General features: G+C 72.0%; 29 protein-coding genes. 12 read left to right on the forward strand and 17 right to left on the reverse strand.

Annotated elements, in window-relative coordinates:
- Positions 1–95: 95 nt before the first annotated feature.
- On the reverse strand, positions 96–722 hold the full coding sequence (locus tag ACIGO6_RS20255; protein WP_399877959.1) for a TetR/AcrR family transcriptional regulator: 627 nt from the start codon (positions 720–722) through the stop codon (positions 96–98).
- Between the two features lie 152 nt (positions 723–874).
- On the opposite strand from ACIGO6_RS20255, the gene ACIGO6_RS20260 reads away from it, so the two are divergent.
- The gene (locus ACIGO6_RS20260; RefSeq protein WP_399877962.1) at positions 875–1,894 is read left to right on the forward strand and encodes an aldo/keto reductase; all 1,020 of its coding nucleotides are present in this window, start codon (positions 875–877) and stop codon (positions 1,892–1,894) included.
- An 18-nt stretch (positions 1,895–1,912) separates the two neighbouring features.
- Here the strand turns inward: ACIGO6_RS20260 and ACIGO6_RS20265 are convergent, their stop codons facing one another.
- Together ACIGO6_RS20265 and ACIGO6_RS20270 are read right to left on the reverse strand one after the other, a co-directional pair.
- On the reverse strand, positions 1,913–2,731 hold the full coding sequence (locus ACIGO6_RS20265) for an SDR family oxidoreductase (RefSeq protein ID WP_399877964.1): 819 nt from the start codon (positions 2,729–2,731) through the stop codon (positions 1,913–1,915).
- A 142-nt stretch (positions 2,732–2,873) separates the two neighbouring features.
- Positions 2,874–3,914, reverse strand: a complete 1,041-nt coding sequence (locus ACIGO6_RS20270; protein ID WP_399877967.1) for an NAD(P)-dependent alcohol dehydrogenase — start codon at positions 3,912–3,914, stop codon at positions 2,874–2,876.
- A 167-nt stretch (positions 3,915–4,081) separates the two neighbouring features.
- Between ACIGO6_RS20270 and ACIGO6_RS20275 the strand changes: the two genes are divergently transcribed.
- Positions 4,082–4,969 (forward strand): helix-turn-helix transcriptional regulator, encoded by an 888-nt coding sequence (locus ACIGO6_RS20275; RefSeq protein WP_399877970.1) that lies wholly within the window; start codon positions 4,082–4,084, stop codon positions 4,967–4,969.
- 12 nt (positions 4,970–4,981) lie between these two features.
- Here ACIGO6_RS20275 and ACIGO6_RS20280 read toward each other — a convergent pair whose 3' ends face one another.
- Positions 4,982–5,911: a LysR family transcriptional regulator gene (locus tag ACIGO6_RS20280; RefSeq protein WP_399877974.1), complete on the reverse strand. Its 930-nt coding sequence runs from the start codon at positions 5,909–5,911 to the stop codon at positions 4,982–4,984.
- 219 nt (positions 5,912–6,130) lie between these two features.
- On the opposite strand from ACIGO6_RS20280, the gene ACIGO6_RS20285 reads away from it, so the two are divergent.
- A complete protein-coding gene (locus tag ACIGO6_RS20285; RefSeq protein ID WP_399877976.1) occupies positions 6,131–7,060 on the forward strand; it encodes a ketopantoate reductase family protein in 930 nt (309 codons plus the stop codon).
- Between the two features lie 140 nt (positions 7,061–7,200).
- Here ACIGO6_RS20285 and ACIGO6_RS20290 read toward each other — a convergent pair whose 3' ends face one another.
- Positions 7,201–7,419, reverse strand: coding sequence for a DUF397 domain-containing protein (locus tag ACIGO6_RS20290; RefSeq protein WP_399877979.1), 219 nt, complete (start codon positions 7,417–7,419; stop codon positions 7,201–7,203).
- Positions 7,391–8,254 (reverse strand): helix-turn-helix domain-containing protein, encoded by an 864-nt coding sequence (locus tag ACIGO6_RS20295; protein ID WP_399877982.1) that lies wholly within the window; start codon positions 8,252–8,254, stop codon positions 7,391–7,393. The genes ACIGO6_RS20290 and ACIGO6_RS20295 overlap by 29 nt, the downstream gene beginning before the upstream one ends.
- A gap of 115 nt (positions 8,255–8,369) precedes the next feature.
- On the opposite strand from ACIGO6_RS20295, the gene ACIGO6_RS20300 reads away from it, so the two are divergent.
- Positions 8,370–8,582, forward strand: a complete 213-nt coding sequence (locus ACIGO6_RS20300; RefSeq protein ID WP_399877985.1) for a hypothetical protein — start codon at positions 8,370–8,372, stop codon at positions 8,580–8,582.
- On the forward strand, positions 8,579–8,992 hold the full coding sequence (locus tag ACIGO6_RS20305) for an ATP-binding protein (protein ID WP_399877988.1): 414 nt from the start codon (positions 8,579–8,581) through the stop codon (positions 8,990–8,992). The genes ACIGO6_RS20300 and ACIGO6_RS20305 overlap by 4 nt, the downstream gene beginning before the upstream one ends.
- Here ACIGO6_RS20305 and ACIGO6_RS20310 read toward each other — a convergent pair.
- The 5 genes from ACIGO6_RS20310 to ACIGO6_RS20330 all read right to left on the reverse strand — a co-directional run bounded on the left by ACIGO6_RS20310 (position 8,953) and on the right by ACIGO6_RS20330 (position 13,947).
- A complete protein-coding gene (locus ACIGO6_RS20310; RefSeq protein ID WP_399877990.1) occupies positions 8,953–9,141 on the reverse strand; it encodes a hypothetical protein in 189 nt (62 codons plus the stop codon). The two genes, ACIGO6_RS20305 and ACIGO6_RS20310, sit on opposite strands and share 40 nt — an antisense overlap.
- 610 nt (positions 9,142–9,751) lie before the next feature.
- Positions 9,752–10,435: an ABC transporter ATP-binding protein gene (locus tag ACIGO6_RS20315; RefSeq protein WP_399877992.1), complete on the reverse strand. Its 684-nt coding sequence runs from the start codon at positions 10,433–10,435 to the stop codon at positions 9,752–9,754.
- Between the two features lie 36 nt (positions 10,436–10,471).
- Positions 10,472–11,959: an ABC transporter permease gene (locus tag ACIGO6_RS20320; RefSeq protein WP_399877995.1), complete on the reverse strand. Its 1,488-nt coding sequence runs from the start codon at positions 11,957–11,959 to the stop codon at positions 10,472–10,474.
- 149 nt (positions 11,960–12,108) lie between these two features.
- Positions 12,109–13,356, reverse strand: coding sequence for an Ig-like domain-containing protein (locus ACIGO6_RS20325; RefSeq protein ID WP_399877998.1), 1,248 nt, complete (start codon positions 13,354–13,356; stop codon positions 12,109–12,111).
- A 237-nt stretch (positions 13,357–13,593) separates the two neighbouring features.
- Positions 13,594–13,947, reverse strand: a complete 354-nt coding sequence (locus ACIGO6_RS20330; protein WP_399878001.1) for a hypothetical protein — start codon at positions 13,945–13,947, stop codon at positions 13,594–13,596.
- 109 nt (positions 13,948–14,056) lie between these two features.
- Between ACIGO6_RS20330 and ACIGO6_RS20335 the strand changes: the two genes are divergently transcribed.
- Positions 14,057–14,374, forward strand: coding sequence for a hypothetical protein (locus ACIGO6_RS20335; protein ID WP_399878003.1), 318 nt, complete (start codon positions 14,057–14,059; stop codon positions 14,372–14,374).
- Between the two features lie 105 nt (positions 14,375–14,479).
- On the opposite strand, the gene hutH is transcribed toward ACIGO6_RS20335, so the two are convergent.
- The 3 genes from hutH to ACIGO6_RS20350 form a co-directional block, all read right to left on the reverse strand.
- Positions 14,480–16,018, reverse strand: a complete 1,539-nt coding sequence (gene hutH, locus ACIGO6_RS20340) for a histidine ammonia-lyase (RefSeq protein WP_399878201.1) — start codon at positions 16,016–16,018, stop codon at positions 14,480–14,482.
- A 92-nt stretch (positions 16,019–16,110) separates the two neighbouring features.
- Positions 16,111–17,259: a diguanylate cyclase domain-containing protein gene (locus ACIGO6_RS20345; protein WP_399878005.1), complete on the reverse strand. Its 1,149-nt coding sequence runs from the start codon at positions 17,257–17,259 to the stop codon at positions 16,111–16,113.
- Between the two features lie 131 nt (positions 17,260–17,390).
- Positions 17,391–18,191 carry an enoyl-CoA hydratase/isomerase family protein gene (locus ACIGO6_RS20350; protein WP_399878008.1) on the reverse strand — a complete coding sequence of 267 codons (801 nt, stop codon included), beginning with the start codon at positions 18,189–18,191 and terminating at the stop codon, positions 17,391–17,393.
- A gap of 212 nt (positions 18,192–18,403) precedes the next feature.
- Between ACIGO6_RS20350 and ACIGO6_RS20355 the strand changes: the two genes are divergently transcribed.
- A complete protein-coding gene (locus ACIGO6_RS20355; RefSeq protein WP_399878010.1) occupies positions 18,404–19,129 on the forward strand; it encodes a hypothetical protein in 726 nt (241 codons plus the stop codon).
- Positions 19,130–19,133: 4 nt separating this feature from the next.
- On the opposite strand, the gene ACIGO6_RS20360 is transcribed toward ACIGO6_RS20355, so the two are convergent.
- Positions 19,134–20,276, reverse strand: coding sequence for an adenylate/guanylate cyclase domain-containing protein (locus tag ACIGO6_RS20360; protein ID WP_399878013.1), 1,143 nt, complete (start codon positions 20,274–20,276; stop codon positions 19,134–19,136).
- Between the two features lie 265 nt (positions 20,277–20,541).
- Complete coding sequence (locus ACIGO6_RS20365) at positions 20,542–21,408, reverse strand: biotin--[acetyl-CoA-carboxylase] ligase (protein ID WP_399878015.1); 867 nt, start codon at positions 21,406–21,408, stop codon at positions 20,542–20,544.
- A 110-nt stretch (positions 21,409–21,518) separates the two neighbouring features.
- On the opposite strand from ACIGO6_RS20365, the gene ACIGO6_RS20370 reads away from it, so the two are divergent.
- The 4 genes from ACIGO6_RS20370 to ACIGO6_RS20385 all read left to right on the forward strand — a co-directional run bounded on the left by ACIGO6_RS20370 (position 21,519) and on the right by ACIGO6_RS20385 (position 24,247).
- Positions 21,519–23,111 (forward strand): acyl-CoA carboxylase subunit beta, encoded by a 1,593-nt coding sequence (locus tag ACIGO6_RS20370; RefSeq protein WP_399878018.1) that lies wholly within the window; start codon positions 21,519–21,521, stop codon positions 23,109–23,111.
- A gap of 10 nt (positions 23,112–23,121) precedes the next feature.
- Positions 23,122–23,328, forward strand: a complete 207-nt coding sequence (locus ACIGO6_RS20375; protein ID WP_399878021.1) for an acyl-CoA carboxylase epsilon subunit — start codon at positions 23,122–23,124, stop codon at positions 23,326–23,328.
- A 137-nt stretch (positions 23,329–23,465) separates the two neighbouring features.
- Positions 23,466–23,594, forward strand: a complete 129-nt coding sequence (gene mmpB, locus ACIGO6_RS20380; protein WP_399878024.1) for a morphogenic membrane protein MmpB — start codon at positions 23,466–23,468, stop codon at positions 23,592–23,594.
- A gap of 32 nt (positions 23,595–23,626) precedes the next feature.
- On the forward strand, positions 23,627–24,247 hold the full coding sequence (locus ACIGO6_RS20385; protein ID WP_399878026.1) for a Maf family protein: 621 nt from the start codon (positions 23,627–23,629) through the stop codon (positions 24,245–24,247).
- Here the strand turns inward: ACIGO6_RS20385 and ACIGO6_RS20390 are convergent.
- The gene (locus ACIGO6_RS20390) at positions 24,216–24,698 is read right to left on the reverse strand and encodes a hypothetical protein (RefSeq protein ID WP_399878029.1); all 483 of its coding nucleotides are present in this window, start codon (positions 24,696–24,698) and stop codon (positions 24,216–24,218) included. The genes ACIGO6_RS20385 and ACIGO6_RS20390 overlap by 32 nt on opposite strands.
- Positions 24,699–25,072: 374 nt before the next feature.
- Here ACIGO6_RS20390 and ACIGO6_RS20395 point away from each other — a divergent pair, with 374 nt between their 5' ends.
- The gene (locus ACIGO6_RS20395; protein WP_399878031.1) at positions 25,073–26,845 is read left to right on the forward strand and encodes an acetyl/propionyl/methylcrotonyl-CoA carboxylase subunit alpha; all 1,773 of its coding nucleotides are present in this window, start codon (positions 25,073–25,075) and stop codon (positions 26,843–26,845) included.
- Positions 26,846–26,914 lie beyond the last annotated feature (69 nt).

The following is a 26,914-nucleotide window of genomic DNA, read 5'->3' on the forward strand; positions in this document are numbered from 1 at the left end:
GCGAGCAAGACAACTCGCCGCGAATCGGGCAGAGTCAGGGCGCCCTTGAACACCGCGCGCACGCGACCCGCCCCCAGGGCGCGCCCGACGCGCGGTCACTCGGGCCGACGCAACCCCGCGACCAGGTGCGCGACCACGCGGCGGGCGTCGTAGCGTGGGTCGGTCTCCGCGCCGACGCAGAGGTTGCCCACGCCGCGCATGAGTTCGTAGGCCGACAGGTCGGAGTGGATCTCGCCGGAGGCGCCCGCGGCGGCGAGGAGATCGGTGCACACGGGCACGAGGCGGTCGAGGAAGTACGCGTGGAGCGTCTCGAAGCCGGCGTTGTCGGACTGCAGTACGGCGGCGAGTCCGTGCTTGGTGACCAGGAAGTCGACGAAGAGGTCGATCCATCGGGCGAGTGCGGCGTGCGGGCTCGGACTGCTCGCCAGCAGGGCCGGGCCGGCTTCCGCGCAGGCCTCCACCTGGTGCCGGTAGACGGCGATGATCAGGTCCGCGCGCGTCGGGAAGTGCCGGTAGATCGTGGCCGTACCGACGCCGGCCTGCGCCGCGATGTCGCGCACCGGCGCCTCCACGCCCGAGGCGACGAAGACCTTGGCTGCCGCGTCGAGCAGGGTCTGCTGGTTGCGCCGGGCGTCCGCCCGCCGGGGCCGGGCGGCGCGCCCCGCGCCCTCACCACCACTCCCGCCGCCACCCTCTCCGCTGCCCTCTCCGCTGCTCTTCACCGTGTCGTTCCCTTCGTGCCTCCGTCACCGGCATTGCTAAACGGGACACTGTTCCGTATCGTCAAACGGGACGGCGTTCCGCTTATTCATGATGCCAGAGCGGATGTCCGTCACCAAGCCATGCGTCACCAGGTCAATGGAGGAACACGGTCATGCAGTACCGCACCTTGGGCCGCACCGGAGTGCAGGTCAGCGCTCTCGCACTCGGCGCCATGAACTTCGGCAGCATCGGGCGCACCACCCAGGACGAGGCGACCGCCGTCGTGGACGCCGCCCTGGAGGGCGGGGTCAACGTCATCGACACCGCCGACATGTACGGCAACGGCGAGTCGGAGGAGATGGTCGGCAAGGCCATCGCCGGCCGCCGCGACGACATCGTGCTGGCCACGAAGGCGTGCATGCCGATGAGCGAGGAGCGCAACCACCGGGGCGCCTCCCGCCGTTGGCTGGTCACGGAGCTGGACAACAGCCTGCGCCGGCTCGGCGTCGACCACGTCGACCTCTACCAGATCCACCGGTGGGACCCGGCCACGAGCGACGAGGAGACGCTGTCGGCGCTGACCGACCTCCAGCGCGCGGGGAAGATCCGTTACTTCGGCTCCTCGACCTACCCCGCGTACCGCATCGTGCAGGCCCAGTGGGCCGCGCGCGAGCACCGCCTGGGCCGCTACGTCACCGAGCAGCCCAGCTACTCCGTCCTGCAGCGCGGCATCGAGAGCCACGTCCTGCCGGTGGCCGAGGAGTACGGCCTCGGTGTGCTGGCGTGGAGCCCGCTGGCCTCGGGCTGGCTGTCGGGCGCGGTCCGCGCGGGGCGGGAGATCGCCACCCACCGTTCGGCGGTACTGCCGGACCGGTTCGACATGTCCCTGCCCGTCAACCGGGCCAGGCTCGACGCCGTCGAGCAGCTGGCCCGGGTCGCCGACGAGGCCGGCCTGACCATGATCCAGCTGGCCCTCGGTTTCGTGACCGCGCACCCCGCCGTGACCAGCGCGCTCATCGGCCCCCGCACCCTGGACCACCTGCACGCGCAGCTCGCCGCCGCCGACACCGTGCTGAGCGCCGATGTCCTCGACGCGATCGACGCCATCGTGGCCCCGGGCACCGATCTCGCCGCGCACGAGAAGTTCGACACCCCGCCCGCGCTGCTCGACCCGTCGCTCCGGCGCCGCTGACCGTCGAAGCGGGGCTGGTCACGAGCGGCGCGTGGCAGCCGGTGCCGGCATCCCCCGACCGGCCCGCTCCGTCAGGAACTCCTCCCACGTCCGCCGGCCCACCAGCGCCCCCTCCAGCGTGAGGTTCGCGCCCGCGCGGTAGGCGCGGCCCGCCTTGCCGGGGATGCGGACCGGCAGCGTCGGGCGGCGGCGCCTGGCGTGCAGGGCGAGGTACGGGCGGGCCAGGGCGGCCAGGTCGTGGACCTCGGGGCCGGTCATGTCGGGGACCCGGCCGGACGGGGCCGCGAGGGTCAGTTCGGCCAGGCGGGCGGCGACCTCGCGGGAGTCGACCGGCTGGAGCCGCAGTCCGCCCGGGACGGGGAGGACCGGCAGCCCGGTCATCTTCTCGATCATCGTCAGGGTCAGCTCGTGGAACTGGGCCGCCCGCAGCACCGTCCACCCGATCCCCGAGTCGGCGATCGCCCGCTCCGACTCCAGCTTGGTCCGCAGCCACGCCAGCGGCACGCTGTCCGCGCCGACGACCGAGATGTACACGAGGTGCCGTACGTCCGCACGGGCCGCGGCGTCCACCAGGGTGCGGGTCGCCCGGTCGTCGCCCTTCGGGCCGCCCGCCAGGTGCAGGACGGTGTGCACGCCGTCGACGGCGGCCTCGACGCCCTCACCGGTGAGGAGGTCGCCGGTGACGTACGTGACGCCGTCGGCGGCGGGACGGGCCCGCCGGGTGAGGATGCGCACCTCGTGACCGGCCGCCCGCAGCAGCGGGACGACGTGGCTGCCGAGGGTGCCCGTGCCGCCGGTGACCAGGAGGGGGGTGGTGGGGGTCGAGGGGTACGTCATGTCTGCTCCCGGGGTCCTGGCGTCCGGGGGGAGCGGGTATGAGGCCGCCCCGCCCGGACGTCCGCCGTTGTGTGTCCGTGGCGGTATGACCCGGGGCGGGGCAGCCGTGTGACAGGGAGGGAGAAAAAAATCTCCCCGCCGGTCAGATCGTCGCCGTGTCGATCACGAAGCGGTACCGCACGTCGCTCGCCAGCACCCGCTCGTACGCCTCGTTGATCTCCGACGCGGCGATCAGCTCGATCTCGGCGCCGATGCCGTGCTCGGCACAGAAGTCCAGCATCTCCTGCGTCTCGGCGATGCCGCCGATCATGGAGCCGGCGAGGGTCTTGTTGCCGCCGATGAGCGAGAACAGGTTCAGGGCGATCGGCTCCTCGGGGGCACCGACGTTCACCAGGGCGCCGCCGGTCCTGAGCAGGCCGAGGTAGGAGCCGAAGTCGAGCGGCGCGGAGACCGTGGAGAGGATCAGGTCGAAGCTGCCCGCCAGCTCCTCGAAGGTCTGCTCGTCGCTGGTCGCGTAGTAGTGGTCGGCGCCCAGCTTCAGGCCGTCGTCCTTCTTGCGCAGCGACTGCGACAGGACGGTGACCTCGGCGCCCATCGCGTGCGCGATCTTGACGCCCATGTGGCCGAGGCCGCCCAGGCCGATCACGGCGACCTTCTTGCCGGGGGCGGCGCCCCAGTGCTTGAGCGGGGAGTACGTGGTGATGCCCGCGCACAGCAGCGGCGCGGCCACGTCCAGCGCCAGTCCGTCGGGGATGCGGACGGTGAACGCCTCGGCGACGACGACCTTCTGCGCGTAGCCGCCGTAGGTGGGCTCACCGTCGTAGCCGACGGCGTTGTACGTGCCGACGCTGCCCTTGAGGCAGTGCTGCTCCATGCCGGCCTCGCAGTTCTCGCACTCACGGCAGGAGTCGACGAGGCAGCCGACGCCGACGCGGTCGCCGACCTTGAACTTGGTGACGCCGGGACCGACGGCCTCGACGACACCGGCGATCTCGTGTCCGGGGACCATCGGGAAGATGGCCTCGCCCCAGCCCTCGCGGGCCTGGTGGATGTCGGAGTGGCAGATGCCGGCGAACTTGATGTCGATCAGGACGTCGTGCTCGCCCACCTCGCGCCGCTCGATGGTGGTGCGCTCCAGCGGAGCCTTGGCGGCGGGTGCTGCGTACGCGGCGACAGTGGTCATGCCGGGTTCTCCGGAATTCTCTTGGCATTGACTGGTGATGTCTCCAGCGTGCCTGCGACCTGCGGATTCACCCAGACCACGCCTTTGCGTACGTCCAGCGTGCGTACCACTGACAGGGACAGGCTCCTGTGCGTACGACCGGGAATACGTCCGGCGATACTGGAAGCATGGATGGACAGCTGGACCGGCGTGCCGAACTGAGCGAGTTCCTGCGCACCCGGCGGGCGCGGCTGAAGCCCGAGGACGTGGGGCTGGAGTCGTTCGGGCGGCAGCGCCGGGTGCCCGGCCTGCGCCGCGAGGAGCTGGCGCAGCTGGCCGGGGTGTCGGTGGCGTACTACACGCGCCTCGAGCAGGGCAACGGGCAGAACGTGTCGGCGGAGGTCCTGGACGCGATCGCCCGCGCGCTCAGGCTGACCGATGCGGAGCAGGCCCACCTGATGCACCTGGCGAAGCCGAAGCAGCAGCGCAGGCGGTCGTCGTCGGCGGGACGGACGCAGCAGCAGCCGGTGCGGGTGGGGCTGCTCCAGCTGCTGGAGTCGATCGAGACGGTGCCGGCGTACGTGACCGGCCGGCGCTCGGAGATCCTCGCCTGGAACCGGATGGCCGCGGCCCTCTTCGGCGACTGGGGCAAGCTGCCGACCGCCGAGCGCAACTGGGCGCGGCTGGTCTTCCTGAACCCGGACTACCGCGAGCTGTTCGTCGACTGGGACCAGAAGGCGTACGACATGGTCAGCTTCCTGCGCATGGACGCGGGCCGGCACCCGGACGACCCGCGGCTGTCCGCGCTGGTGGGCGAACTGTCCGTGAAGAGCGAGGAGTTCCGGCGGCTGTGGGCCACCCACGACGTCAAGGAGAAGAGCCACGGCGTCAAGCGGATGCGGCACCCGCTGGTCGGTGACCTGACCCTGTCCTTCGAGACGTTCCGCCTGGTCGACGACGAGGAGCAGTGCTTCGTGACGTACCACGCCGAGCCGGGCTCGCCGTCGGCGGAGGGGCTGCGGCTGCTGGCCAGCTGGGGGTCGGACGCGACGGCCACCACCACGGTCACGCCGTGAGCGTGCCCTGACTCAGCGCCGCGACTGAGGCACGTCTCCCGCAAGAACGGGCTCGGCCGCCGTGCCCCGGGCGACGATGTCGGCGAAGGCACGGGCCGGCGGCGACAGCGCGTCCCAGCGGCGTACCGCCCAGCCGACCGACAGCGGCGGCAACGACGGAATCGGGACCAGGCGCAGCGGCCCGTTCTCCGTGGCGGCGGGCAGACCCGGTACGGCGGGCACGACGGCGTGTCCCAGGCCGAGTTCGGCGAGCAGCAGGGCGGTGTCCCAGTCGGCGACGCTCGTGTTCGATCCGGCCCCGACGCCCAGTTCTCTGAAGGCTTCCTCCAGCAGGCCACCCGAGGTCGAGTTCGGAGGGAGGCGGACGAGGTGGCTGTCCGCGAGGTCGGACACCTCGATGTGCGCGCGGGCCGCGAGCGGGTCGTCCGCCCGGGCCGCGAGCACCCAGGGCAGGTCGAAGACGGGCCGCTGCTCTATCCCGCGCACCGAACCGGCGACGGTGATCCAAGCCAGGTCCAGATCGCTGGAGAGCAGTGCGTCGAAACAGTCCCGGCTGGAGGTCTCGGTCCGGAACTCCAGGCTCACCTTGGGGTACCGGTGACGGAAGGAGACGATCGCCTCGGCCATGAAGTGTTGCACGGTCGTGCCGCCGGTGGTGACCCGTACCGAGCCGCCGTCTCCGTCGACGAGGTCGCCGAGGCGGCGCAGCGCGAGATCGAGACCGGCGATCCCGTCGGCGGCGGCTTCACACAGGATCCGCCCCGCGGCCGTGGGTACGACCCCGCGTGGCTGACGTTCCAGCAGGCTCGCGCCGCTCTCGCGCTCCAGCCGCTTCACGTGCTGGCTCACCGCCGACTGAGTACAGCCCAGGTCCCGGGCCACGGCGCTGAGGCTCCCGGCCCGGCACACGGCAACGAACACGCGCAGATCGTCCAAGGTCACATACCCAAGGTACAGCTTGGAGGAAGAGAGCAATCCCCAGGATTGACTGGGGTGTTGCCGGCCACCAGGATCGTGTTGCGGTCCAGGCGGCAACCCGTCCGGTGCCCTCGCGCGGATCCGGAGCGGGCGACGGCACCGTCCGGGTGCCGACCTGGCGACCGCTGTGCCGCCCCGTCTGCCGCGCAGCCGGAGGCCCCAACCGCCGGAAGGACCTCGCCCATGACCGCCTCCCCCACTCGTCCGGACACGGCCGCCTCCACAACCCCGTGGACCGTGGCCGTACTCGGCCCCGGTGGGGTCGGCGGGCTGCTGGCCGCGCTGCTCGCCCACGCGGGGCACCGGGTGATCTGCCTGGCGGGCCCGGCCACGGCGGCTGCCCTGTGCAAGGACGGGATTCGCGTGCGCAGCGCGCAGTTCGACGACTTCTCCGCTCCGGTGGAGGCGGCCACTGAGCTACGGGAGCCGGTCGACCTGTGCCTGGTGACGGTCAAGAGCACCCACCTGGAGACGGCCCTGGAGAGGGTCCCGCGCCAGATGCTCGATGGAGGGCTCGTGCTGCCGCTCCTGAACGGCGTCGAGCATCTCGCGGGGCTGCGCCGGCACTTCGGGGAGCGTCGGGTGGTGGCGGGTGTCATCCGGGTGGAGTCGACTCGCGTCGCACCGGGAGCCGTCGAACACGGCAGCCCGTTCACCGAGATCGATGTGGCGGGGCCCGCCGAACGGCTCGGGGAGTTGCGTGACGTCCTCCGGGCCGCGGGCGTGATGGTCCAGGTGGCCGGTGACGAGTCCGCGCTGCTCTGGACCAAGCTGGCGTTTCTCGCGCCGTTCGCGCTGCTCACGACGTGGTACGGGACGACGATCGGCGAGGTCCGCACCGAGCGCCGCGCGGAGCTGTCCGCTCTGGTCCGGGAGGCGGCCGCGGTCGGCGAAGCCTGTGGGGCGTCCATCGACGTCACACGGTTCCTGGCACTGTACGAGGCGTTCCCGCGCGATGCCCGGTCATCGATGCAGCGGGACGCCGAAGCCGGGCGTCCCCTGGAGCTCGACGCTGTTGGAGGCGCGCTTCTGCGCGCCGCTCGTCGGCACGGCGTCTCCGTCCCTCTCGCGACACGGCTGGTGGCGGACCTGGGGCGGCGCCACCGTGGCTGATACGCGCGGTCGAGTACGTCGTGGAGGGCGCATGGCCTTCCGAAAAGCGCGGACAATCCGCGGAGAGTGCCATTTGGCCGCTCAGGTGAGCGGGGCGAGGACAAAGGACGTCGGAGTGTTCACGCTTTTCGGCAGCACCCTCACACCGTGAAGGTGCCCCGCCTCAGCGCAGCGACAAAGGGCGCCCAGGCGCGGGCGGTGAGGAGGAGGACGGGACCGTCACCAGAGGCCTTGGAGTCCCGGACGGGGACGAGCCCGGGGATGCCGTCGGCGACCTCGACGCAGTTGCCGCCGTCACCGTTGCTGTAGCTGCTCTTCGCCCAGAGCGCGTCACTCAAGTCGATCCGGTTGCTCGCCATTTCGGTAATCCCCTGCCGCTGCCTCGATCCGGGCCAGGGACGCCTTCGGTGACAGTGCGACGGCCCTGAGCCGATCGTATGCCTTGCGGTACTGCTTCACGAGGGCCGGATCGTCGATGGTGTCCCCGCTGTACGACGCCTCGGTGTAGACGAGCGGCGGCGCGTCCGGGAAGGTCATGACCATGATGGAGGCGGCCATCAGGGGATACGCCCCGCACTTCCGCGGCACGATCTGCGGAGTGATCCGGCGCCGCCCGGCCAGCTCCACGATTCGGTCGAGCTGCGCGGCCATCTCCCCCGGCGGCACGATCGGGTCGAGCAGCAGCGACTCGTGCAGGATCGCCCAGTACTCCGGGGTGGCGTGGTCGTCCTCGAAGAGACGGGCACGGGCCAGCCGGGCCTGCACCTTCTCCTCCACCCACTCGTCGACGGCCTGCGGGTGGGCGGCGCGCACGAGAGCCCGCGCGTACGGAGCGGTCTGGAGCAGGCCGGGGAACGTGCTGGGGCACCACTCCTCGATGGACTCGGCGTGCCGCTCCGCCTCCAGGACCTTCTCGAAGTACGCGGCGTGCGGCCCCCGCCGCGCCTTCCGCACATCCTCACACCGCCGCTCGAAGAACCCGTCCGTCCCCAGCACCTGATCCGCGTGCCGGGCCAGGTCCAACGGCATGCGCCGTTCCCCGCGTTCGATGTCGCTCAGATGCGACTTGCCGTAGAAGCTGCCCTCGACCAGCGCTTCCAGCGACAGCCCGGCCCGCTCCCGCTGGTACCTCAACTCCTTGCCGTAGAAGGTCGGGACGCTGGTCGAACCGTCGATGTCCTTGCGCTGCGCCATGGCACAACCCCTTCCGCACTCCGGGCTGCCGACGCGAGATCCCTTTCACGGTAGGGCACCGGACGCCACTGCGTGAGCAGTTCGTCACAGAGTGCACACGGAAAGGTGCCCGTCCATGCCGCCCGCCCAGCAAGACGACCTGACCCGCTGCGTGGAGGAACTCCGCGCCGCCCTCACCCTGCACGGCATCACGCTCCCCTCCCTCCGGGTGGACCTGCCGACCTTCGCCGGAACCTACGCGCCGCCCGGGGGGCTGGTCGCCCTCGGGAACTGCAACGCCGTCACGGCTCGCGCGCTCACGGCCGTCCTCCGCAAGGCGGCCCCGTGACAGCCTTCGAACTCAGCCTGCTCGCCACACCGAAGGCCGTACCCGAACTCCGCCACCTGCTCCGCCACCACGACTACGACGTCCGCCTCTGCGCGAGCGAGTTGCTGACGAACGTCGTCGACCACCTCGGCGAGGGCACACCCGTAACGGTCCGCGTGACCGGCATCGGCGCGGGCCGCACCCGTGTGGAGGTCACCGACCCCGATCCGCGCGCCCTGCCCGTACTCGTCCGGCCGACCACGGCCACCGACGAGTCCGGGCGAGGCCTCGCCCTCCTCGACGCGCTGGCGCTGCGGTGGGGCGTGGAGCAGTGCGCGGACCGCAAGACGGTCTGGTGCGAGGTCGCCGGAGAGCCACCAATCGGCGGCGTTCAGGAACCCGCCGTCCCGGTGGTCCGGGGCGGTCGGTGACGGTCAGGACTGGTCCAGGCCCGTTCGATCGCACGGCGGGCCCGGTCCGCGGCCGTCCGGTCGTGCTGGAGTCGCATGGCCGCGTTGAGCGCCGGTCCGGCCACGACGATCTCGAACAACGCCTGGTCGACGTCGAACCCGGCGGGCAACTCGCCGCCGTCGGATCCGCCCGCACACGGCTACTGGTGGCTCGTCGCGCGCCGGTTCAGCCCGTTCGACGCGGTGTTCCTGCCCGCCAACGGCGCGGTGGTCGACACACCGCACCTGCGGCCGCCGCGGCCACGGAGATCCTCGACACCCGGTACGCGGTGCCGATCCACTACGAGCCGGAGCAGCCGGACAAGAACGCGGGCTACGTCGAGGTCTCCGACCCTGAGGCCGAGGCGAAGGTCTCCGCGCCGCCCGCCCACGCCGTACAGGGTGGGGACGGCCGCGCCCGGGCCGCGCACCGGGGTCGGCCGGTAGAGGCGCATCTCCTCGACGGCACCGACGTACGGGCGGATCTCGGCGAAGCACGCCCGCTACGGCTCCGACGAGCGGAAGCCCTCCGTGGGGTCGCGCGTGCACGTCCAGGTGATGGGCAGGACGTGATACTCGGGGTCCTCCCCGCAGCGCGCCCGCTCGTACTCGACGCACTGGGGCGGCGGCCGCCAGGTGGACGGCGGCTCGGGTGCAGGCGGACCGGAGCTCCGCCGGACGCGCTGCTTCCGGCGGGCCGCCCGCTCGGCCCTGGTGAACCGGCGGCCCACCCGCCCGGTGTCAGGCCGACGCGTTCTCCTTCACGGTGATGCGGCCCTTGCGGATGGTGGCCACGCGGGGGGCCTTCCTGGCGATGGCCGAGTCGTGGGTGACCATGACGAAGGTGAGGCCCAACTCCTTCCACATGCGGTCGAGTACCTCCATGATCTCGTCGCGGGTCGACTCGTCGAGGTTGCCCGTCGGTTCGTCGGCGAGGAGTACCTTCGGCTGCTTCACCAGGGCGCGGGCGATGGCGACGCGCTGCTGCTGGCCGCCGGACATCTCGCCGGGGAGGTGACCGAGGCGTTCGCCGAGGCCGACGGAGGCCAGGGCCTCGGCGGCCTTCTCGCGCCGCTCCTTCGCCTTGACGCCGAGCGGGACCAGGGCGGTCTCGACGTTCTCCTGGGCGGTCAGGGTCGGGATGAGGTTGAAGGACTGGAAGACGAAGCCGATGCTCTCGCTGCGCACCCTGGTCAGCCGGGCCTCGGGAAGCCTGGCCAGGTCGGTGCCGTCGAGGACGACCGCGCCGGAGGTGGGGCGGTCCAGCGCGCCGAGCATCTGGAGCAGCGTGGACTTGCCGCCGCCGGTGGGGCCCTGGATGACCAGCCGGTCGCCGTCCGGGATGGTCAGGTCGACGCCGTCGAGGGCGTGCACGGTGTCCTTGCCGCGGGTGTAGCGCTTGGTGACGCCGCTGAGTTCGTACATGGGGCAACTCCTGGAGTACGGGGGGGGAGGGTGGCGTTACTCGACGCGGCGCAGGGCGTCCGCCGGGCGCAGTCGCGAGGCGCGCCAGCCGCCGAAGCCTCCGGCGACGAGGCCGCCGGCCACGGCGAGGGCGACCGCGAGGGCGATGGTGGTGAGGCTGACGGGGGCGGTCAGCGCGATGTCGAGGGTCTTCGCGGCGGTCTGCCGGCCGGGACCGCCCATGCCGCCGCCACCGAAGCCCCCGGGGCCGCCCGCACCCCCGCCACCGCCCGTGCCGCCACCCAGCTGGGCCTGCAGCGTGGGGCTGACGGCCGTGACGACGTACGCGCCCGCGAGCCCCAGCGCGATGCCGAGGGCGCCGCCGACCAGGCCGTTGACGACGGCCTCGCCGATCACCTGGCGGGTGACCCGGCCCGAGCGCCAGCCGAGCGCCTTGAGCGTGCCGAACTCGCGCACCCGGCGGGAGACGGCGGAGGAGGTGAGCAGACCGGCGACGAGGAAGGCGGCCGCCAGGACGACGATCGACAGCCACTTGCCGACGCCCGCGGCAAGGGAGGAAGCGGTGGACAGCGACCCGGAGACGGTGTCGGCGAGATCGGCGGAGGTGGTGACCGTCGTACCCGAGATGTTCTTCTGGATCGCGGACTTGACGCCGTCGATCCGCTGCGAGTCGGTCGCCTTGACATAGATCGTGGTGACCTTGTCCTTCGCGTCACCAAGCGTCTGGGCCTGCTTGAGCGGCACGTAGAGGTTGGCCGCGGCGTCGCCGCTGTCGGCCGTGGCGATGCCGACGACCTCGAACTCGGTGCCCTTGACGGTGACCGTGCTGCCGGTCTTGAGCTTCTTCTCCTTGGCGTACGCCGCGTCGGCGACGGCGACCTTGGCATCGGCCTCCGTCTCCTTGAAGGTGCGGCCGCTGGTGATGGTGGACGTGGTCAGCGGGCCGAGGGCGGGCTCGGTGACGTCGGTGCCGTAGACGGAGTAGCTGTTGACGTCGAAGTCGGCGCCGCCGCCCTGCACGCGGCCCTGCGGGGCCTGTCCGCCGCCGCCCGGTCCGCCGCCCTGACCCTGGCTCTGCCCGCCCGAGCCGCCCTCCTGCTGGAACTGACCCCGTGTGAACTCACCGCTGACCTTGACTACTTGGAGGCTCAGTCCGCCCACCGCGTCGGCGACACCGCTCTGGTCGGCGACCTTGCCGACGGTCGAACCCGCCAGCGTCTGCAGGCCCTGCACCATGACGCGGTCGGTGCTCTGCTCCTCCTCGGAGCCGTCCTCCTGCGCGTCGAAGCGGAAGCGCGGCCGTTCGGAGGTGGAGCCGGAGGGGGCCTCCGCGGCCTTGGTGACCGTCATGTCCGTGCCGAGCCCGTACAGGGACTGCAGCACCTTGTCCTGCGCCCGGCTCATGCCGGAGGAGACGGAGTCGACGACGATGACCAGCGCGATGCCCAGCGCCAGGCCGGAGGCGACGACGAGGGCCGCCTTTCTGCGGCGGCGCAGCTCGCGCCTCAGATAGGTGAAGAACATGGCCGCAAGGTAGGGACGGCCTGTGATGAAGGGATAAGGGTCGCGTAAGAGGAGGATGAGAAGCCGGGGAAACGGCGGGCGCCCGCCGCCCCGGTCGAGGGGTGGCGGGCGCCCGTGCGAAGTGGCGTCGGCCCGGCGGGAGTTCGGCGTCAGACCGCCGAACCCGCCTTCCACTGGGCCCAGTCCATGTTCCAGCCGTTGAGGCCGTTGTCCGGGGCGATGGTCTTGTCGCCGGTGTTCTGGACGACGACCACGTCACCGATGATCGAGTTGTCGTAGAACCAGGCGCCCGGCATGTTCGGGTCGTTCGCGCCCTTGGCGTCCTCCAGGCCCACGCAGCCGTGGCTGGTGTTGGCGCTGCCGAAGATGCCCTTGCCCCAGTAGTTGCCGTGGATGAAGGTGCCGGAGGTGCTCAGGCGCATGGCGTGCGGCACGTCCTTGATGTCGTACTCGCCCTTGCCGTCGTCGTCGGTGAAGCCGACCGTCGAGCCGTCCATCCGGGTCTCCTTGAACTTCTCGGAGATCACCATCTGACCCTCGTAGGTCTTGTTCTCGGGGGAGCCGGCGGAGATCGGGATCGTCTTGATCGTCTTGCCGTCCTGCGTGACCGTCATCTGCTTGGTCTTCGCGTCGACGTAGGAGACCTGGTTGCGGCCGATCTTGAAGGTGACCGTCTTCTGCTGGACGCCGTAGACACCGTCGGCGCCCTCGACTCCGTCGAGCGCCAGCTTGAGGGTGACGGTCGAGTTCTCCTGCCAGTACTTCTCCGGGCGGCAGTCCATGCGCTGGGTGCTGAACCAGTGGCAGGCGACCTCCTGGCCGCTGCTGGTGTTGACCGTGATGCCCTTCTGGACGGCGGCCTTGTTGGTGATCTCCTTGTCGAAGTTGATCGACACGGGCATCCCGACGCCGACGGTCTTGCCGTCGTCCGGGGTGAAGGTGCCGATGAAGCTGTTCTGCGGGGAGACCGTGGTGAACGACGCGTTCTCGTGGGCGGCGCGGCCCTCGGAGTCCTGCGCGGTCGCCGTCAGCTTGTAGGTGGTGGCCCGCTCCAGCTGCCCGCTGGGCTTCCAGCTGGTCTTGTCGGCGGATATCTCGCCGCTGACCGCGGTGCCGTCGGAGGCGGTCATCTTCACCTCGGTGAGCGTGCCCTTGCTCACCGTGACGCCGGCGGAGTTGTTGATGGAGGCGTTGTCCGAGCCGTCCTCGGGCGTGATCTTGATCTGGGCCTCGGACGTCTTCTTGGCCGCCGCCTCGTCGACCTCGGCCTGTGACGTCTTGCCGTCCCCACCCCCGGAGGTGTCGGCGTCGCTACTGGAACATGCCGAGAGCACCAGCACACCGCCGAGCAGTGCGGACGCGGCCATCAGGCCCTTGCGCCGCTTACCGTCCGTCATCACACGCTTCTCCATCGTTGCCGATTCCCGAAACCCCGAGATACCCCGTCAATAACTTTCAACGCTACGACCGGTTCGTCCCGTTCCACATCGCCCTCAGGTGTGGGACATACCACGTTCACGCGCAGCCGGAAGGTGGTGCGAGCGGTGCGGGGGGGGTCGGTCAGTGCGCACCGTGAGACGACGAAACCCCGGACGGTGGTTGCCGCCCGGGGTCACGTTTTTCCCCACACGGCGTCAGCCGACCCTCATTTCATCGTCTTCCGGGTCGTTCTCGTCGTCATCATCCTCGTCGAGGTCCCATTCGGGCGAGTCGGGGTCGTAGTCGATCCGCTCACTGCTCCAGGACGCCTGCTGGAGTTCGATCCCGGGCACCGCACTGACCAGGTCGAACGGGTCCACGAGGTGGGCCAGGGCCTCGGCGGTGTCCTCCGTCACAGCCTGCTCGGCGTGCGCCCGTTCCGCGTCGGGCAGGTCGGTGTCGTCGGCCAGCGACTGGAGCGCGAACCCGGTGACGGCCTCCTCGTCGTCGACCGCGAGGACCAGCTCGACGCGAATCCGTACATAACGTGATGTCTCTGGAGTGCTCATGCCCGGAGCGTAAGGCCGACCGCTCCCGTGACTTTCCTGTGACCCGCGATTTTCACTAACATCAGCCCACACGGCCAATTCGCCAGCGCCACAAGGGGATCGATATTCCGTGTCATCCGCTCGCCGTCCGTTGCTGACCGCCGCCGCCGCGGGCGGCCTGCTGTGCGCCCTGTGGTTCGTCCCGTCCGCCAACGCGACGCCCGACGCACCGGCGCTCAGGACCGCCGCCGCGACCTCGTCCCCGCAGGTCACCGAGCAGGCCAGAGCCGTGTCCACGGGCACAGGGGACACCGCCGACGGCACGACCCGGCTGGCCGACACCGGAAGCTTCGACAGCACGCCGTACGTCGTCGGCGGCGCCCTCTGCCTCGGACTCGGCGTCGGCTTCGTCGGGTACTCGGTGCGCCGGGAACGCCTCGATTTTTGAGCGCGCTTGACGTTCTTTTGGCTTTTTTGACCGTCCCGAGGCAGCACAGAGGGGCCCCGTCCTTCCGACGGGACCCCTCGGGTTACGGCAGCGGACCGGTGACCGTCACCGCAGCGGCCCGGTGACCGTCTCCGCCGCCGCGACCAGGTGCCCGGCGCGCACGAACGCGTCCGCCGCGGCGAGGTCGGGCGCCAGGAAGCGGTCCGGCCCGGGGCCCTCGACGCCGGCCGCCCGTACGGCGTCGATGACGGCCTGCGAGGCCGGGGCCGGGGTGAGGCCCTCGCGGAGCTGGATGGCGCGGGTGGCGGCGTACAGCTCGACGGCGATCACGCGGGTGAGGTTGTCGACGGCCGTGCGCAGCTTGCGCGCCGCCGACCAGCCCATCGACACGTGGTCCTCCTGCATCGCGGAGGACGGGATCGAGTCCGCCGAGGCCGGTACGGCGAGCCGCTTGAGCTCGCTCACCAGCGCGGCCTGCGTGTACTGCGCGATCATCAGCCCGGAGTCGACGCCGGCGTCGTCGGCGAGGAACGGCGGCAGACCGTGGCTGCGGTTCTTGTCCAGCAGCCGGTCGGTGCGGCGCTCGGCGATGGAGCCGAGGTCGGCCACGGCCACGGCGAGGAAGTCCAGGACGTAGGCGACCGGAGCGCCGTGGAAGTTGCCGTTGGACTCGACGCGTCCGTCGGGCAGCACGACCGGGTTGTCCACGGCCGCGGCCAGCTCGCGCTCTGCGACGAGACCCGCGTGGGCCATGGTGTCGCGACCGGCGCCGGCGACCTGCGGGGCGCAGCGCACCGAGTAGGCGTCCTGGACGCGGGGGGCGTCGTCCTGGTGGTGCCCGGTCAGACCCGATCCCTTGAGCACGGCGAGCATGTTGGCTGCGCTGGCGGCCTGCCCCGGGTGCGGGCGGATGGCGTGCAGTTCGGGGGCGAGCACCTTGTCGGTGCCGAGCAGGGCCTCCATGGTCAGCGCGGCGGTGACGTCGGCGGACTTGTAGAGGGTGTCGAGGTCGGCGAGGGCCATGATCAGCATGCCCAGCATGCCGTCGGTGCCGTTGAGGAGGGCGAGGCCCTCCTTCTCGCGCAGCTCGACGGGGGCGATCCCGTGGGCGGTGAGCAGCTCGCCGGCCGGCCGTACGGTGCCGTCGGGGCCCTCGGCCTCCCCTTCGCCCATGAGGGTGAGCGCGCAGTGGGAGAGCGGCGCGAGGTCGCCGGAGCAGCCGAGGGAGCCGTACTCGTGCACGACCGGGGTGATCCCGGCGTTGAGCACGTCGGCCATGGTCTGCGCGACCTCGGGCCGGACGCCGGTGTGCCCGGAACAGACGGTCTTCAGCCGCAGGAACATCAGCGCGCGCACCACCTCGCGCTCGACGCGCGGTCCCATCCCGGCGGCGTGCGAACGGACGATGTTCCGCTGCAGCCGGCCCCGCAGGTCGGGGCTGATGTGCCGGGTCGCCAGGGCGCCGAAGCCGGTGCTCACGCCGTACACGGGGTCCGGCTTGGCGGCCAGCGCGTCCACGATCCCGCGCGCCGCGGCCAGGGCGGCGACCGCGTCGTCGGAGAGTTCGATCCGGGCGCCGTCCCGCGCCACGGCGAGAACGTCGGACGCGGTGACCCCGGACGTCCCCACCACCACAGTGTGCATATTCATATTCAGGAGCGTACGCAGTGAATTCGATGATGTCACGAGGGAGTACGTCACAGATGCGCGCCGGTGGCGCCCCTTACCGAGCGACGTCAAGGGGAATGCCGCCCGCGGAACCGCCTGCGCTCCCCGTCCCCCTCCCGGGCGGGCTCGTCCGCCAGCCGTACGACGGGGTCGTCCGGCCCCTCACGGCCGGCGACGACCGGCCGGGCCGCCCGTTCGGCCTTGGCGCGGTACTGCGCAGCGTCGGCGAGCCGGAACAGCCGGCGGGCCGAGCGCACCGGCCCGACCGGATCCTGCGTGGACGCGACCCCGCAGGCCACACCGTCGCCGAGCTCCAGCACGGCCGCCCGGCGGCACAGCTCCTCGGCCGCCCCGACCACCTCGTCGGCGGGCGGCCCGACCGCGAGCAGGCAGAACTCGTCCCCGCCGAGCCGCGCCGCCAGCGCCCCCGGCACCATCGCCCCGCACAGCGACAGCACCGACCCGAACCGCTCCAGGAGCCGGTCCCCCACCGCATGCCCGTGCGTGTCGTTCACCCGCTTGAGACCGTTCAGATCGCACACGACGAGACTGACGACGACCTCCTCCTTGCGGTGCCGCTCGACGGCCTCGTCCAGCGCCGCGTCGACGGCACGGCGGTTGGCCAGCCCGGTCAGCGCGTCGGTGTACGCGAGGCGCCGGACCTCCTCCAGCCGCTCGGTCTGCGCGATCCCGGCGGCGACGACCGCGGCCAGTACGGTGGCGAAGTCGGCGTCGGCCCGCTCGAAGACCCGCTCCCCCACCGGGCGGGCCACGTACAGCTCGCCCCAGGCGCGGCCGTGCAGCACGATCGGCGCGACCACGCAGCAGCCGCGGCCCCGGCGGCGCAGGGCGGCGACGCGCTGATGCACGTACCCGGGACGCCCCGTCGCGGGCCCCTGGGCCGTCTCGACCCAGGCGTCGGGCTCACCGCCACCGGCCCAGCGCTCGTGCAGGAACTCGGTGATCTCCGCGAACTGGTGCACCGGGTAGGACTCGTCCTCGGGGAACTCCTCCTCGTCCTCGGCGCGCCGGCCGACGTTCACCAGGACCCGGAGCCGGCCCAGCTCGCGCTCCCACACGGACAGCGCGGCGAAGCTGCCGCCCAGCGCGAGGCACGCGCCGACGGCCGCCGCACGCCACGCCTCACGCGAGCTGTGCGCGGCGGCCATGCCCTGCGCCAACGCCACGACGGCCGTGAGCCGTGCGTCCTCACCCATCACTCCAGGCTAGGGAGATTTATGAAGAAGGTGGACACGAGCCTCCGGCGGTTGGGCCGTTTGCGCGGAGGCGGGCGGGCGGCCCGCCGGGGACTGCGCGCCCTGCTGAACCCTCTGTGAGCTGCGGCCCCCTACTCCCCCGGCCACCGCGGCGCCCGCTTCTCGTTGAACGCCGCCACCCCCTCCGCCCGGTCCCCGGAGAACGCCACCGAACGCCACGCCGCGTCCTCGACCTCCAGACCGGCCCGCAGATCCAGCCCGTGCCCGAGCCGCAGCGCCCGCTTGGCCGCGCGCAGCCCCACGGGCGAGTTCGCGGCCATCCGGGCGGCGAGGTCCAGCGCCTCCTCCCGGTCGCGTCCCTCCTCCACCAGCTGGTCCACGAGCCCGATCTCGCGCGCCTCCCCGGCCTCCACCCGCCGCGCCGTGAACACCAGCTCGGCGGCGCGCGCCGCGCCCACCCGCCGCGGCAGCAGCTGCGTACCGCCACCGCCCGGAATCACCCCGACGGACACCTCGGGCAGCCCCACCACGGCCGTACGGTCGGCCACGATCACGTCGCAGGACAGCGCCAGCTCGAAGCCGCCGCCCAGCGCGAACCCGTGCACGGCCGCGACCGTCGGCACGGGCAGTTCCAGCACCGCGGTGTACGCGCCCCGGGTCACCGGCCGCTGGCGCAGCAGATCGGCGTCGGAGAAGGAGTTGCGTTCCTTCAGGTCGGCCCCGACGCAGAACGCCCGCTCGTGGGTCGAGGTCAGCACCACCACCCGTACGTCACGGTCCTCGCCCAGCGCCGCGCACGCCGCGCCGATGGACCGGGCCATCGCGGTCGAGACGGCGTTCATCGCCTTCGGCCGGTCGAGGGCGAGCTCCGCGACATGCCCGTCCCCGTGCCGTCGCACCAGGACGAACTCTCCGAACCGCTCCTCGCTCATGACGCCCTCCGGTTAACGCGGGTTAACAACTCGACCGCCCGATCATCGCAGGTGGACCGACGCGGCGAAAGGCCGGACGCGCTCGCCCCCCACTTCGCCCCGCTTACCCGTTCGAGTGACATCCCGCCAACCACCGCACACCGGCCGACGGCAGCGCGTAGCGTCGCCCCGCCATGGCGCAGCGGGGGGCGCGTGCGCACCGGGGAGGGATCATGACGACGACCGGCACGAGCGACGCGACCGGCACGAGTGACACCAGCGGCACGAGTGACACGAGCGGCACACCGTCGAAGCCGCGGCACCCGTGGAGTCACCGCGGCCGACACCGCCGGCCCCGCCCCCGCAAGGTGCTGCTCGCCGCGGGTGGCCTCGCCCTGGCGGCCGGCGCCCTGGGCCTCGTACGTCTGGCGCCCGGCCCCGGTGGCGGCGACGCGGACGGCTTCGGCACCGAGGCAGGGCCACGCGTGGAGACGGGCGGGAAGCGGGAGACCGCGACGGACCGGGCGACACCCGCCGCCGCGAGCACCGCGGGCCGGCCCGAGGTGAGCCCGTCGGCCACTTCCGCCATGGGCGGGCTGAGCGGATCTCCGGGGACGGACGGGCGGAACCTCATACCGGGGCTCTCCCCGGGCGGTTCCCCAGCCGCGCATTCCGCCACTGCCTCGACGACGCCCCTCCCCGACGCCCCGGACCCCCGCGAGGGGGCGCCGGGCCCCCGCACTCCACAGTCGACACCGCCGTCACCGCAGCCGCCGCACTCACCCGACGCGCCACGCCCACCGCGGTCCGACACCCCCGCCCCGGACCCCGCCCCCACCCCGCCACCACGACGCGGTACGCCGTCGGCGCCCGCCCCGGACACCCCGGACCCGGACCGCCCCGGACTGTGCGTGCCGGTGGTCGGCCTGTGCGTGGACCTGCTCGCCGACGAGGGCTGACCCGCTACGACTCCTCGCCGCCGCCCCGTCGCGTCAGCAGCCAGGGCTCGACCACGCCGAGACCACGCACCGGCCGCTGCCACATCGGCTGAAGCGCGAAGCGGTACGTGGGCGGCTCCTCGCCCTCCTTCTCCGCGGTGGCGGCCTCCTCGGCCGCGGCGGCCTCCGAGGCCGGGGCGTCCCGCGTGCGGATCAGCTCCTCCGCGAGGGCGGCGTCGACCAGGACGGCGTCGCGGGGGGCTATGGAGGTGAGCCGGGAGGCCAGGTTGACGGTCGTGCCGAAGACGTCGCCCATCCGGGTGGTCACCGTGCCGAAGGCTATGCCGACGCGCAGTTCCGGCATGGTCTCGTCGTTCGCCATGGTCTCGACGAGGAGCAACGCGATCTCGGCGGCCGTACCGGCGTCGTCGGCGGCGTACAGCACCTCGTCGCCGAGGGTCTTGATCAGGCGTCCGCCGCGCGCGGCCACCAGGTCGGCGGCGGTGGTCTCGAAGGCCTCGACCAGCTCGCCGAGCTCCTCCTCCTCCATCCGGCGGGTCAGCCGGGTGAAGCCGACCAGGTCGGCGAAGCCGACGGCGAGACGCCGGTCCACCATCTCCTCGTCGTCACCGGCCTGGACGACCCGGCCGGCCGAGGCGGCGAGCTGGCGCCGCCAGACGTAGACCAGGAACTCCTGCAGCTCGGGCAGGAGCAGCTCGACGATCGGGTACGTCACCTCGGTGCGCGTCATGCCGGGCTCGGGCGGCTCGGTCAGCCCCTCCAGGAAGGAGTCGATCTGCCACTCCGCCAACCGGGCGGTGGTCTGCCCGGTGGACCGCGCCACCTGCACGGCCATCGCCTCGCTGAGCAGCCCCGCCTCCACCAGACCGGCCAGCCGCCGCAGGGCGAGGACGTCCGCCTCGGTGAGCGCCTTGGCCTGGCCGATGTCGGCGAAGCCCATCGCCCGCCAGAAACGGGAGGCCAGCTCCATGGAGACGCCCGCGCTGCGGGCGGCCTGGAAGGGGGTGTACCGGCGCTCGGCGCCCAGGATGAGCCCTTCCAGGCGCAGTGCGAGCGGGTCCTCGCCGGAGTCGGCGGCGTCCGGGGCGGGCTCGGGGTCCACCCGGCCGTCCCCGTCCGCGCCGGAGCCCGTGTCGTCGACGGTCACGCCTGCTGCCCTTCCGATCTGCCGCGGTCAGGTTCGACCGGCCCCAACTTTACGTCAGGTGTGCCCCAGCTCACTCCCGCGAGCCTGCGGCAGCCTGCGGGCAGTCGTGCCTCCCCCAGTGCCTGAACGGCCTGGGAGGTACCCCCGGGGGCGGCACGGGTGGGCGGTGGGGGTCCCTTCACTCGAGCGAAGCCGAGAGTGGGGGAGGCACCCCGCACCGCCTGGCTGCGACACCCCCAGCCGCACCCCAACGCCCCGGCACAGGTCACGCCAACCGCAAGTGCACGATGTCCCCCGCCCCCACCGGCTCCTGCACCCCCGCCTCCGTGGCCAGCACCAGCCGCCCGTCCCCGTCCACGGCCACCGCCTCCCCCACCAGCGACCGCTCCCCCGGCAGCTCCGCCCGCACCATCCGCCCGAGCGTCGCGCACCCCGCCGCGTACGTCTCCTGCAGCCCGCTCACCGCCGGGTCGCCCCCGGCCTCCCGCCACTTCCCGTACCAGTCCTCCAGCGACCGCAGCACCTGCCGCAGCAGCGGATCGCGGTCCGTGCGCACGGCGCCGGCCAGCGCCAGCGACCCGGCCCGGGGCACCGGCAGTTCGTCGGCCCGCAGGGTGACGTTGATGCCGACGCCGATGACCACCCCGTCGTCGCCCGCCCGCTCGGCGAGGATGCCGCCGGCCTTGCGTTCCTCGTCGCCGACGGTCACCAGCAGGTCGTTGGGCCACTTCAGGGCCGTATCGACACCCGCGGCCCGGGACAGCCCCGTGGCCACCGCGACGCCGGTGAGCAGCGGCAGCCAGCCCCAGCGGGCCACGGGCACCTCGGCGGGCCGCAGCAGTACGGAGAAGAAGAGGCCGGAGCGGGCCGGCGCCGTCCACTGCCGGTCCAGGCGGCCCCGCGCGGCGGTCTGCTCCTCGGCGACGAGGACGGTCCCCTCGTCCGCCTTCCCCGCGGCGGCACGGGCCACGAGGTCGGAGTTGGTGGAGCCGGTGCTCTGCACCACCTCCACCTGCCGCCACAGCCCTCCCTCCCGTACCAGCCCCCGGCGCAGCGCGGTGGTGTTGAGGGGCGGCCGGTCCAGGTCGGACCAGCGGCTGTGGGAGGGTTCGGAGGCATCTCGGGGCGTCATGCAACCCACACTAGGTGTGGGAAACACCGCACTGCCGATCGCAAGGCCCCCTATTACTCTACGGATGAGTAACCGTCCCCCCTTTTGAGCAGGCAGGGAGCCGCATCCCGATGTCCGAGCCGGAAGAGCAGCAGCCCGACATCCACACGACCGCGGGCAAGCTCGCGGACCTGAGGCGCCGTATCGAGGAAGCGACGCACGCCGGTTCGGAACGCGCCGTCGAGAAGCAGCACGCCAAGGGCAAGCTGACGGCCCGGGAGCGCATCGACCTCCTTCTCGACGAGGGTTCCTTCGTCGAGCTGGACGAGTTCGCCCGGCACCGCTCCACCAACTTCGGCCTGGACGCCAACCGCCCCTACGGCGACGGCGTGGTCACCGGCTACGGCACGGTCGACGGCCGCCCGGTCGCCGTCTTCTCCCAGGACTTCACCGTCTTCGGCGGGGCCCTCGGCGAGGTCTACGGCCAGAAGATCGTCAAGGTCATGGACTTCGCGCTGAAGACCGGCTGCCCGGTCATCGGCATCAACGACTCGGGCGGCGCCCGCATCCAGGAGGGCGTGGCCTCGCTCGGCGCGTACGGCGAGATCTTCCGCCGCAACACCCACGCCTCGGGCGTGATCCCGCAGATCAGCCTGGTCGTCGGCCCGTGCGCGGGCGGCGCGGTCTACTCCCCGGCGATCACCGACTTCACGGTGATGGTCGACCAGACCAGCCACATGTTCATCACCGGCCCCGACGTCATCAAGACGGTCACCGGCGAGGACGTCGGCTTCGAGGAGCTGGGCGGCGCCCGCACCCACAACTCCACCTCGGGCGTGGCCCACCACATGGCGGGCGACGAGAAGGACGCCATCGAGTACGTCAAGCAGCTGCTGTCGTACCTGCCGTCCAACAACCTCTCCGAGCCCCCGGCCTTCCCGGAGGAGGCCGACCTCGCCGTCACGGACGAGGACCGCGAGCTGGACGTGATCGTCCCGGACTCGGCGAACCAGCCGTACGACATGCACACCGTCATCGAGCACGTCCTCGACGACGCCGAGTTCTTCGAGACCCAGCCGCTGTTCGCGCCGAACATCCTCACCGGTTTCGGCCGGGTCGAGGGCCGTCCGGTCGGCATCGTCGCCAACCAGCCGATGCAGTTCGCCGGCTGCCTGGACATCACCGCCTCCGAGAAGGCGGCCCGCTTCGTGCGCACCTGCGACGCCTTCAACGTGCCCGTCCTCACCTTCGTGGACGTCCCCGGCTTCCTCCCGGGCGTCGACCAGGAGCACGACGGCATCATCCGCCGCGGCGCCAAGCTCATCTACGCCTACGCCGAGGCCACGGTCCCGCTCATCACGGTCATCACCCGCAAGGCCTTCGGCGGCGCCTACGACGTCATGGGCTCCAAGCACCTGGGCGCCGACCTCAACCTGGCCTGGCCCACCGCCCAGATCGCCGTCATGGGCGCGCAGGGCGCGGTCAACATCCTGCACCGCCGCACCATCGCCGAGGCGGGTGACGACGTCGAGGCCACCCGCGCCCGCCTGATCCAGGAGTACGAGGACGCCCTCCTCAACCCCTACGTCGCGGCCGAACGCGGCTACGTCGACGCGGTGATCATGCCGTCCGACACCCGCCGCCACATCGTCCGCGGCCTGCGTCAGCTGCGCACCAAGCGGGAATCCCTCCCTCCGAAGAAGCACGGCAACATCCCCCTCTAAGGAGCCCGGCGTGATCAAGGTCGTACGGGGCAACCCCACCCCGGAGGAGCTGGCCGCCGCCCTGGCGGTGGTCCGAGCCCGCGCCGCGACGGCAGAAACAGGGCCGCCCGGCGCACAGGGCCCACGCGACGCATGGTCCGACCCGTCTCGGATCGCAGGCCACCACCTGCCCCAGCCAGGCCCGGCGTCGTGGGGCCGGACCTACTGGCCGAGCTAGGAACAGCCCACCCAGGGGCGCGGGGCTGTGTCGATATGCGGCTCCGCCGCGTGGGCGCACAGCACTGAAACCCCGCGCCCCGATTTGAGTACCCGTACTCAAGCGCCGCCCCTCCGCCAAGCCCCACGCTTAGGGGCATGCTGTGGTCCGACCCCAAGAACGAGCCGCCCAAGGAACTGCGCGACATGCAGGCCATGCTGCGGCGGCTGAGCGTCTTCCTGGCGGCGGCCATGATTCTCGCGATGATCGTGATCGGTCCGAGGTGAGCCCGCGCCACCCGGGTGGCTAACCTGACCCCATGACTCCTCAGCGTCGCAGGCGCCTCGTCCTCGCCTCCCAGTCCCCGGCCCGGCTCGGGCTGCTGCGCCAGGCCGGACTCGACCCCGAGGTCCTCGTCAGCGGCGTCGACGAGGACGCCGTCAGCGCGCCCACCCCGGCCGAGCTCGCCCTCGCGCTCGCCGAGGCCAAGGCCTCCGTCGTGGCCGCCAAGCCCGAGGTGCACGGCGCCCTGGTGATCGGCTGCGACTCGGTGCTCGACCTGGACGGACAGGCCCTCGGAAAGCCGGCGGACGCCGAGGAGGCCACCGCCCGCTGGAAGGCGATGCGCGGCCGGGCGGGCACGCTGCAGACCGGCCACTGCGTCTGGGACACCGCCTCCGGCCGCCACGTCTCGGCCACCGCCTCCACCGTCGTCCGCTTCGGCGAGCCGACCGACGAGGAGATCGCGGCCTACGTGGCCTCCGGCGAGCCCCTGTACGTCGCCGGGGCCTTCACCCTGGACGGCCGCTCGGCCCCGTTCATCGACGGCATCGACGGCGACCACGGGAACGTGATCGGCATCAGCCTGCCCCTCGTACGCCGACTGCTCTCCGAACTCGGGGTCGGCATCACGGAGTTGTGGGCGCCGGCGGAGGGCTGACCGGGGAGCCGTCGCCGTCGCCCTTGCCGTCCCCGGGCTGCCCGGGCGCGGGCTCCTCGCGGACGTCGTAGGTCATCAGCAGCAGGACGACGAGGCCGAGCACGACGATCACGAACAGGAAGGCCTCCGGGCCCACCAGCCCCCAGGTGACGGCGCCGAGCAGCCCGTGCACCACGGCCACGCTGATCAGCAGGACCCGGCCGAGCCCGGCGGGCGGGCGGTTGCGCAGCGCCACGAGCAGCGCGACCAGCCCGCACAGCGCGAAGTAGAGCCCGAAGACGACTCCACCGATCTTCGAGGACAGGGACATCATGTCCGGGTCGAGACCGGCCAGGGACATGTCCTGCCGGTCGACGACGATTCCCAGGAACCAGTTCAGCGCCGCGACGCCGAGTGCCTCCACGAAGAGCACGAGCGCCACGATCCACGCCACCGGCCTGCGCACTGCCACCGGTCCCCACCCACTTTCGACCGCTGCCGCATCCGACAGCTGTTACCCCAAGTACGTTCGAGACATCGCGAACGCTACTAACGGGTAAACCTCGCGACAAGAGGTCTGCCACGGGCAAAGAATCATTGGGCCATTCGTAGGGACTCCACAAAGAAACGGAGTGGCGCGCGGCACGCTCTCACAGAGACCTTGACCACATAGGAGGGCTAGGGTTTCCCGGAGGAGTCCTGTGTATCAAGGACAGACAAGGGATTTCGCGGGTCGAGCGAGCCTCGAATCACGCTCCGTGTGGGCAAGCTCACCATTGGGGACGGGTCGAAGTGCCGTGTCGGCAGTCCCTAAACTCGGCTTGTTTCAAGGAGGGAGCCTCAATCGTGCGCAAGGTGCTCATCGCCAACCGTGGCGAAATCGCTGTCCGCGTGGCCCGGGCCTGCCGGGACGCCGGGATCGCGAGCGTGGCCGTCTACGCGGACCCGGACCGGGACGCTCTGCATGTCCGCGCCGCTGATGAGGCGTTCGCCCTGGGTGGTGACACCCCCGCCGGCAGCTACCTGGACATCGCCAAGGTACTGAAGGCAGCGAGCGAGTCGGGCGCGGACGCCATCCACCCCGGCTACGGCTTTCTCTCCGAGAACGCCGAGTTCGCGCAGGCGGTCCTGGACGCGGGTCTGATCTGGATCGGCCCGCCCCCGCAGGCCATCCGCGACCTGGGTGACAAGGTCGCCGCCCGCCACATCGCCCAGCGGGCCGGCGCGCCGCTGGTCGCGGGCACCCCGGACCCGGTCTCGGGCGCGGAGGAGGTCGTGGCCTTCGCCAAGGAGCACGGCCTGCCGATCGCGATCAAGGCCGCCTTCGGCGGTGGCGGACGCGGCCTCAAGGTCGCCCGCACCCTCGAAGAGGTGCCCGAGCTGTACGACTCCGCCGTGCGGGAGGCGGTGGCCGCGTTCGGCCGCGGCGAGTGCTTCGTCGAGCGCTACCTCGACAAGCCCCGCCACGTGGAGACGCAGTGCCTGGCCGACCAGCACGGCAACGTGGTCGTGGTCTCCACCCGCGACTGCTCCCTCCAGCGCCGCCACCAGAAGCTCGTCGAGGAGGCCCCCGCGCCGTTCCTCTCCGACGCCCAGATGGCCGAGCTGTACTCCGCCTCCAAGGCGATCCTGAAGGAGGCCGGCTACGTCGGCGCCGGCACCGTCGAGTTCCTGGTCGGCCTCGACGGCACGATCTCCTTCCTCGAGGTCAACACCCGCCTCCAGGTGGAGCACCCGGTCACCGAGGAGGTCGCGGGCATCGACCTGGTCCGCGAGATGTTCCGCATCGCCGACGGCGAGGAGCTCGGCTACGGCGACCCGGAGCTGCGCGGCCACTCCTTCGAGTTCCGCATCAACGGCGAGGACCCGGGCCGGGGCTTCCTCCCCGCCCCCGGCACCGTGACCAGCTTCGCCCCGCCGACCGGCCCCGGCGTCCGCCTGGACGCGGGCGTCGAGTCCGGCTCGGTGATCGGCCCGGCGTGGGACTCCCTGCTGGCCAAGCTGATCGTCACCGGCCGCACCCGCAAGGAGGCCCTCCAGCGGGCCGCGCGCGCCCTGGAGGAGTTCCAGGTCGAGGGCATGGCCACCGCCATCCCGTTCCACCGCGCGGTCGTGAAGGACCCGGCCTTCGCACCGGAACTGACCGGCTCGGCCGACCCGTTCACGGTCCACACCCGCTGGATCGAGACCGAGTTCGTCAACGAGATCAAGCCCTTCACCGCCCCCGCCGACGCGGAGGCGGACGAGGACGCGGGCCGTGAGACGGTCGTCGTCGAGGTCGGCGGCAAGCGCCTGGAGGTCTCCCTCCCGTCCTCGCTGGGCATGTCCCTGGCCCGCACCGGCCTGGCGGCCGGCGCAAAGCCGAAGCGCCGGGCTGCCAAGAAGTCGGGCCCGGCGGCCTCCGGCGACACCCTCGCCTCGCCGATGCAGGGCACCATCGTCAAGATCGCCGTGGAGGAGGGCCAGGAAGTCAAGGAAGGCGACCTGATCGTCGTCCTGGAGGCCATGAAGATGGAGCAGCCCCTCAACGCCCACAAGTCCGGCACCATCAAGGGCCTGGGCGCGGAGGTCGGCGCGTCCGTCACGTCGGGCGCCGCGATCTGCGAGATCAAGGACTGACACCCGCACGACCGCGAGACCACCGGGGCGCCCGGCGGACCAGGGCAACCGGTCCGCCGGGCGCCCCGT

The sequence above is a fragment of the Streptomyces sp. NPDC053750 genome (genome assembly GCF_044544295.1).
In the GTDB taxonomy this organism is placed as follows: domain Bacteria; phylum Actinomycetota; class Actinomycetes; order Streptomycetales; family Streptomycetaceae; genus Streptomyces.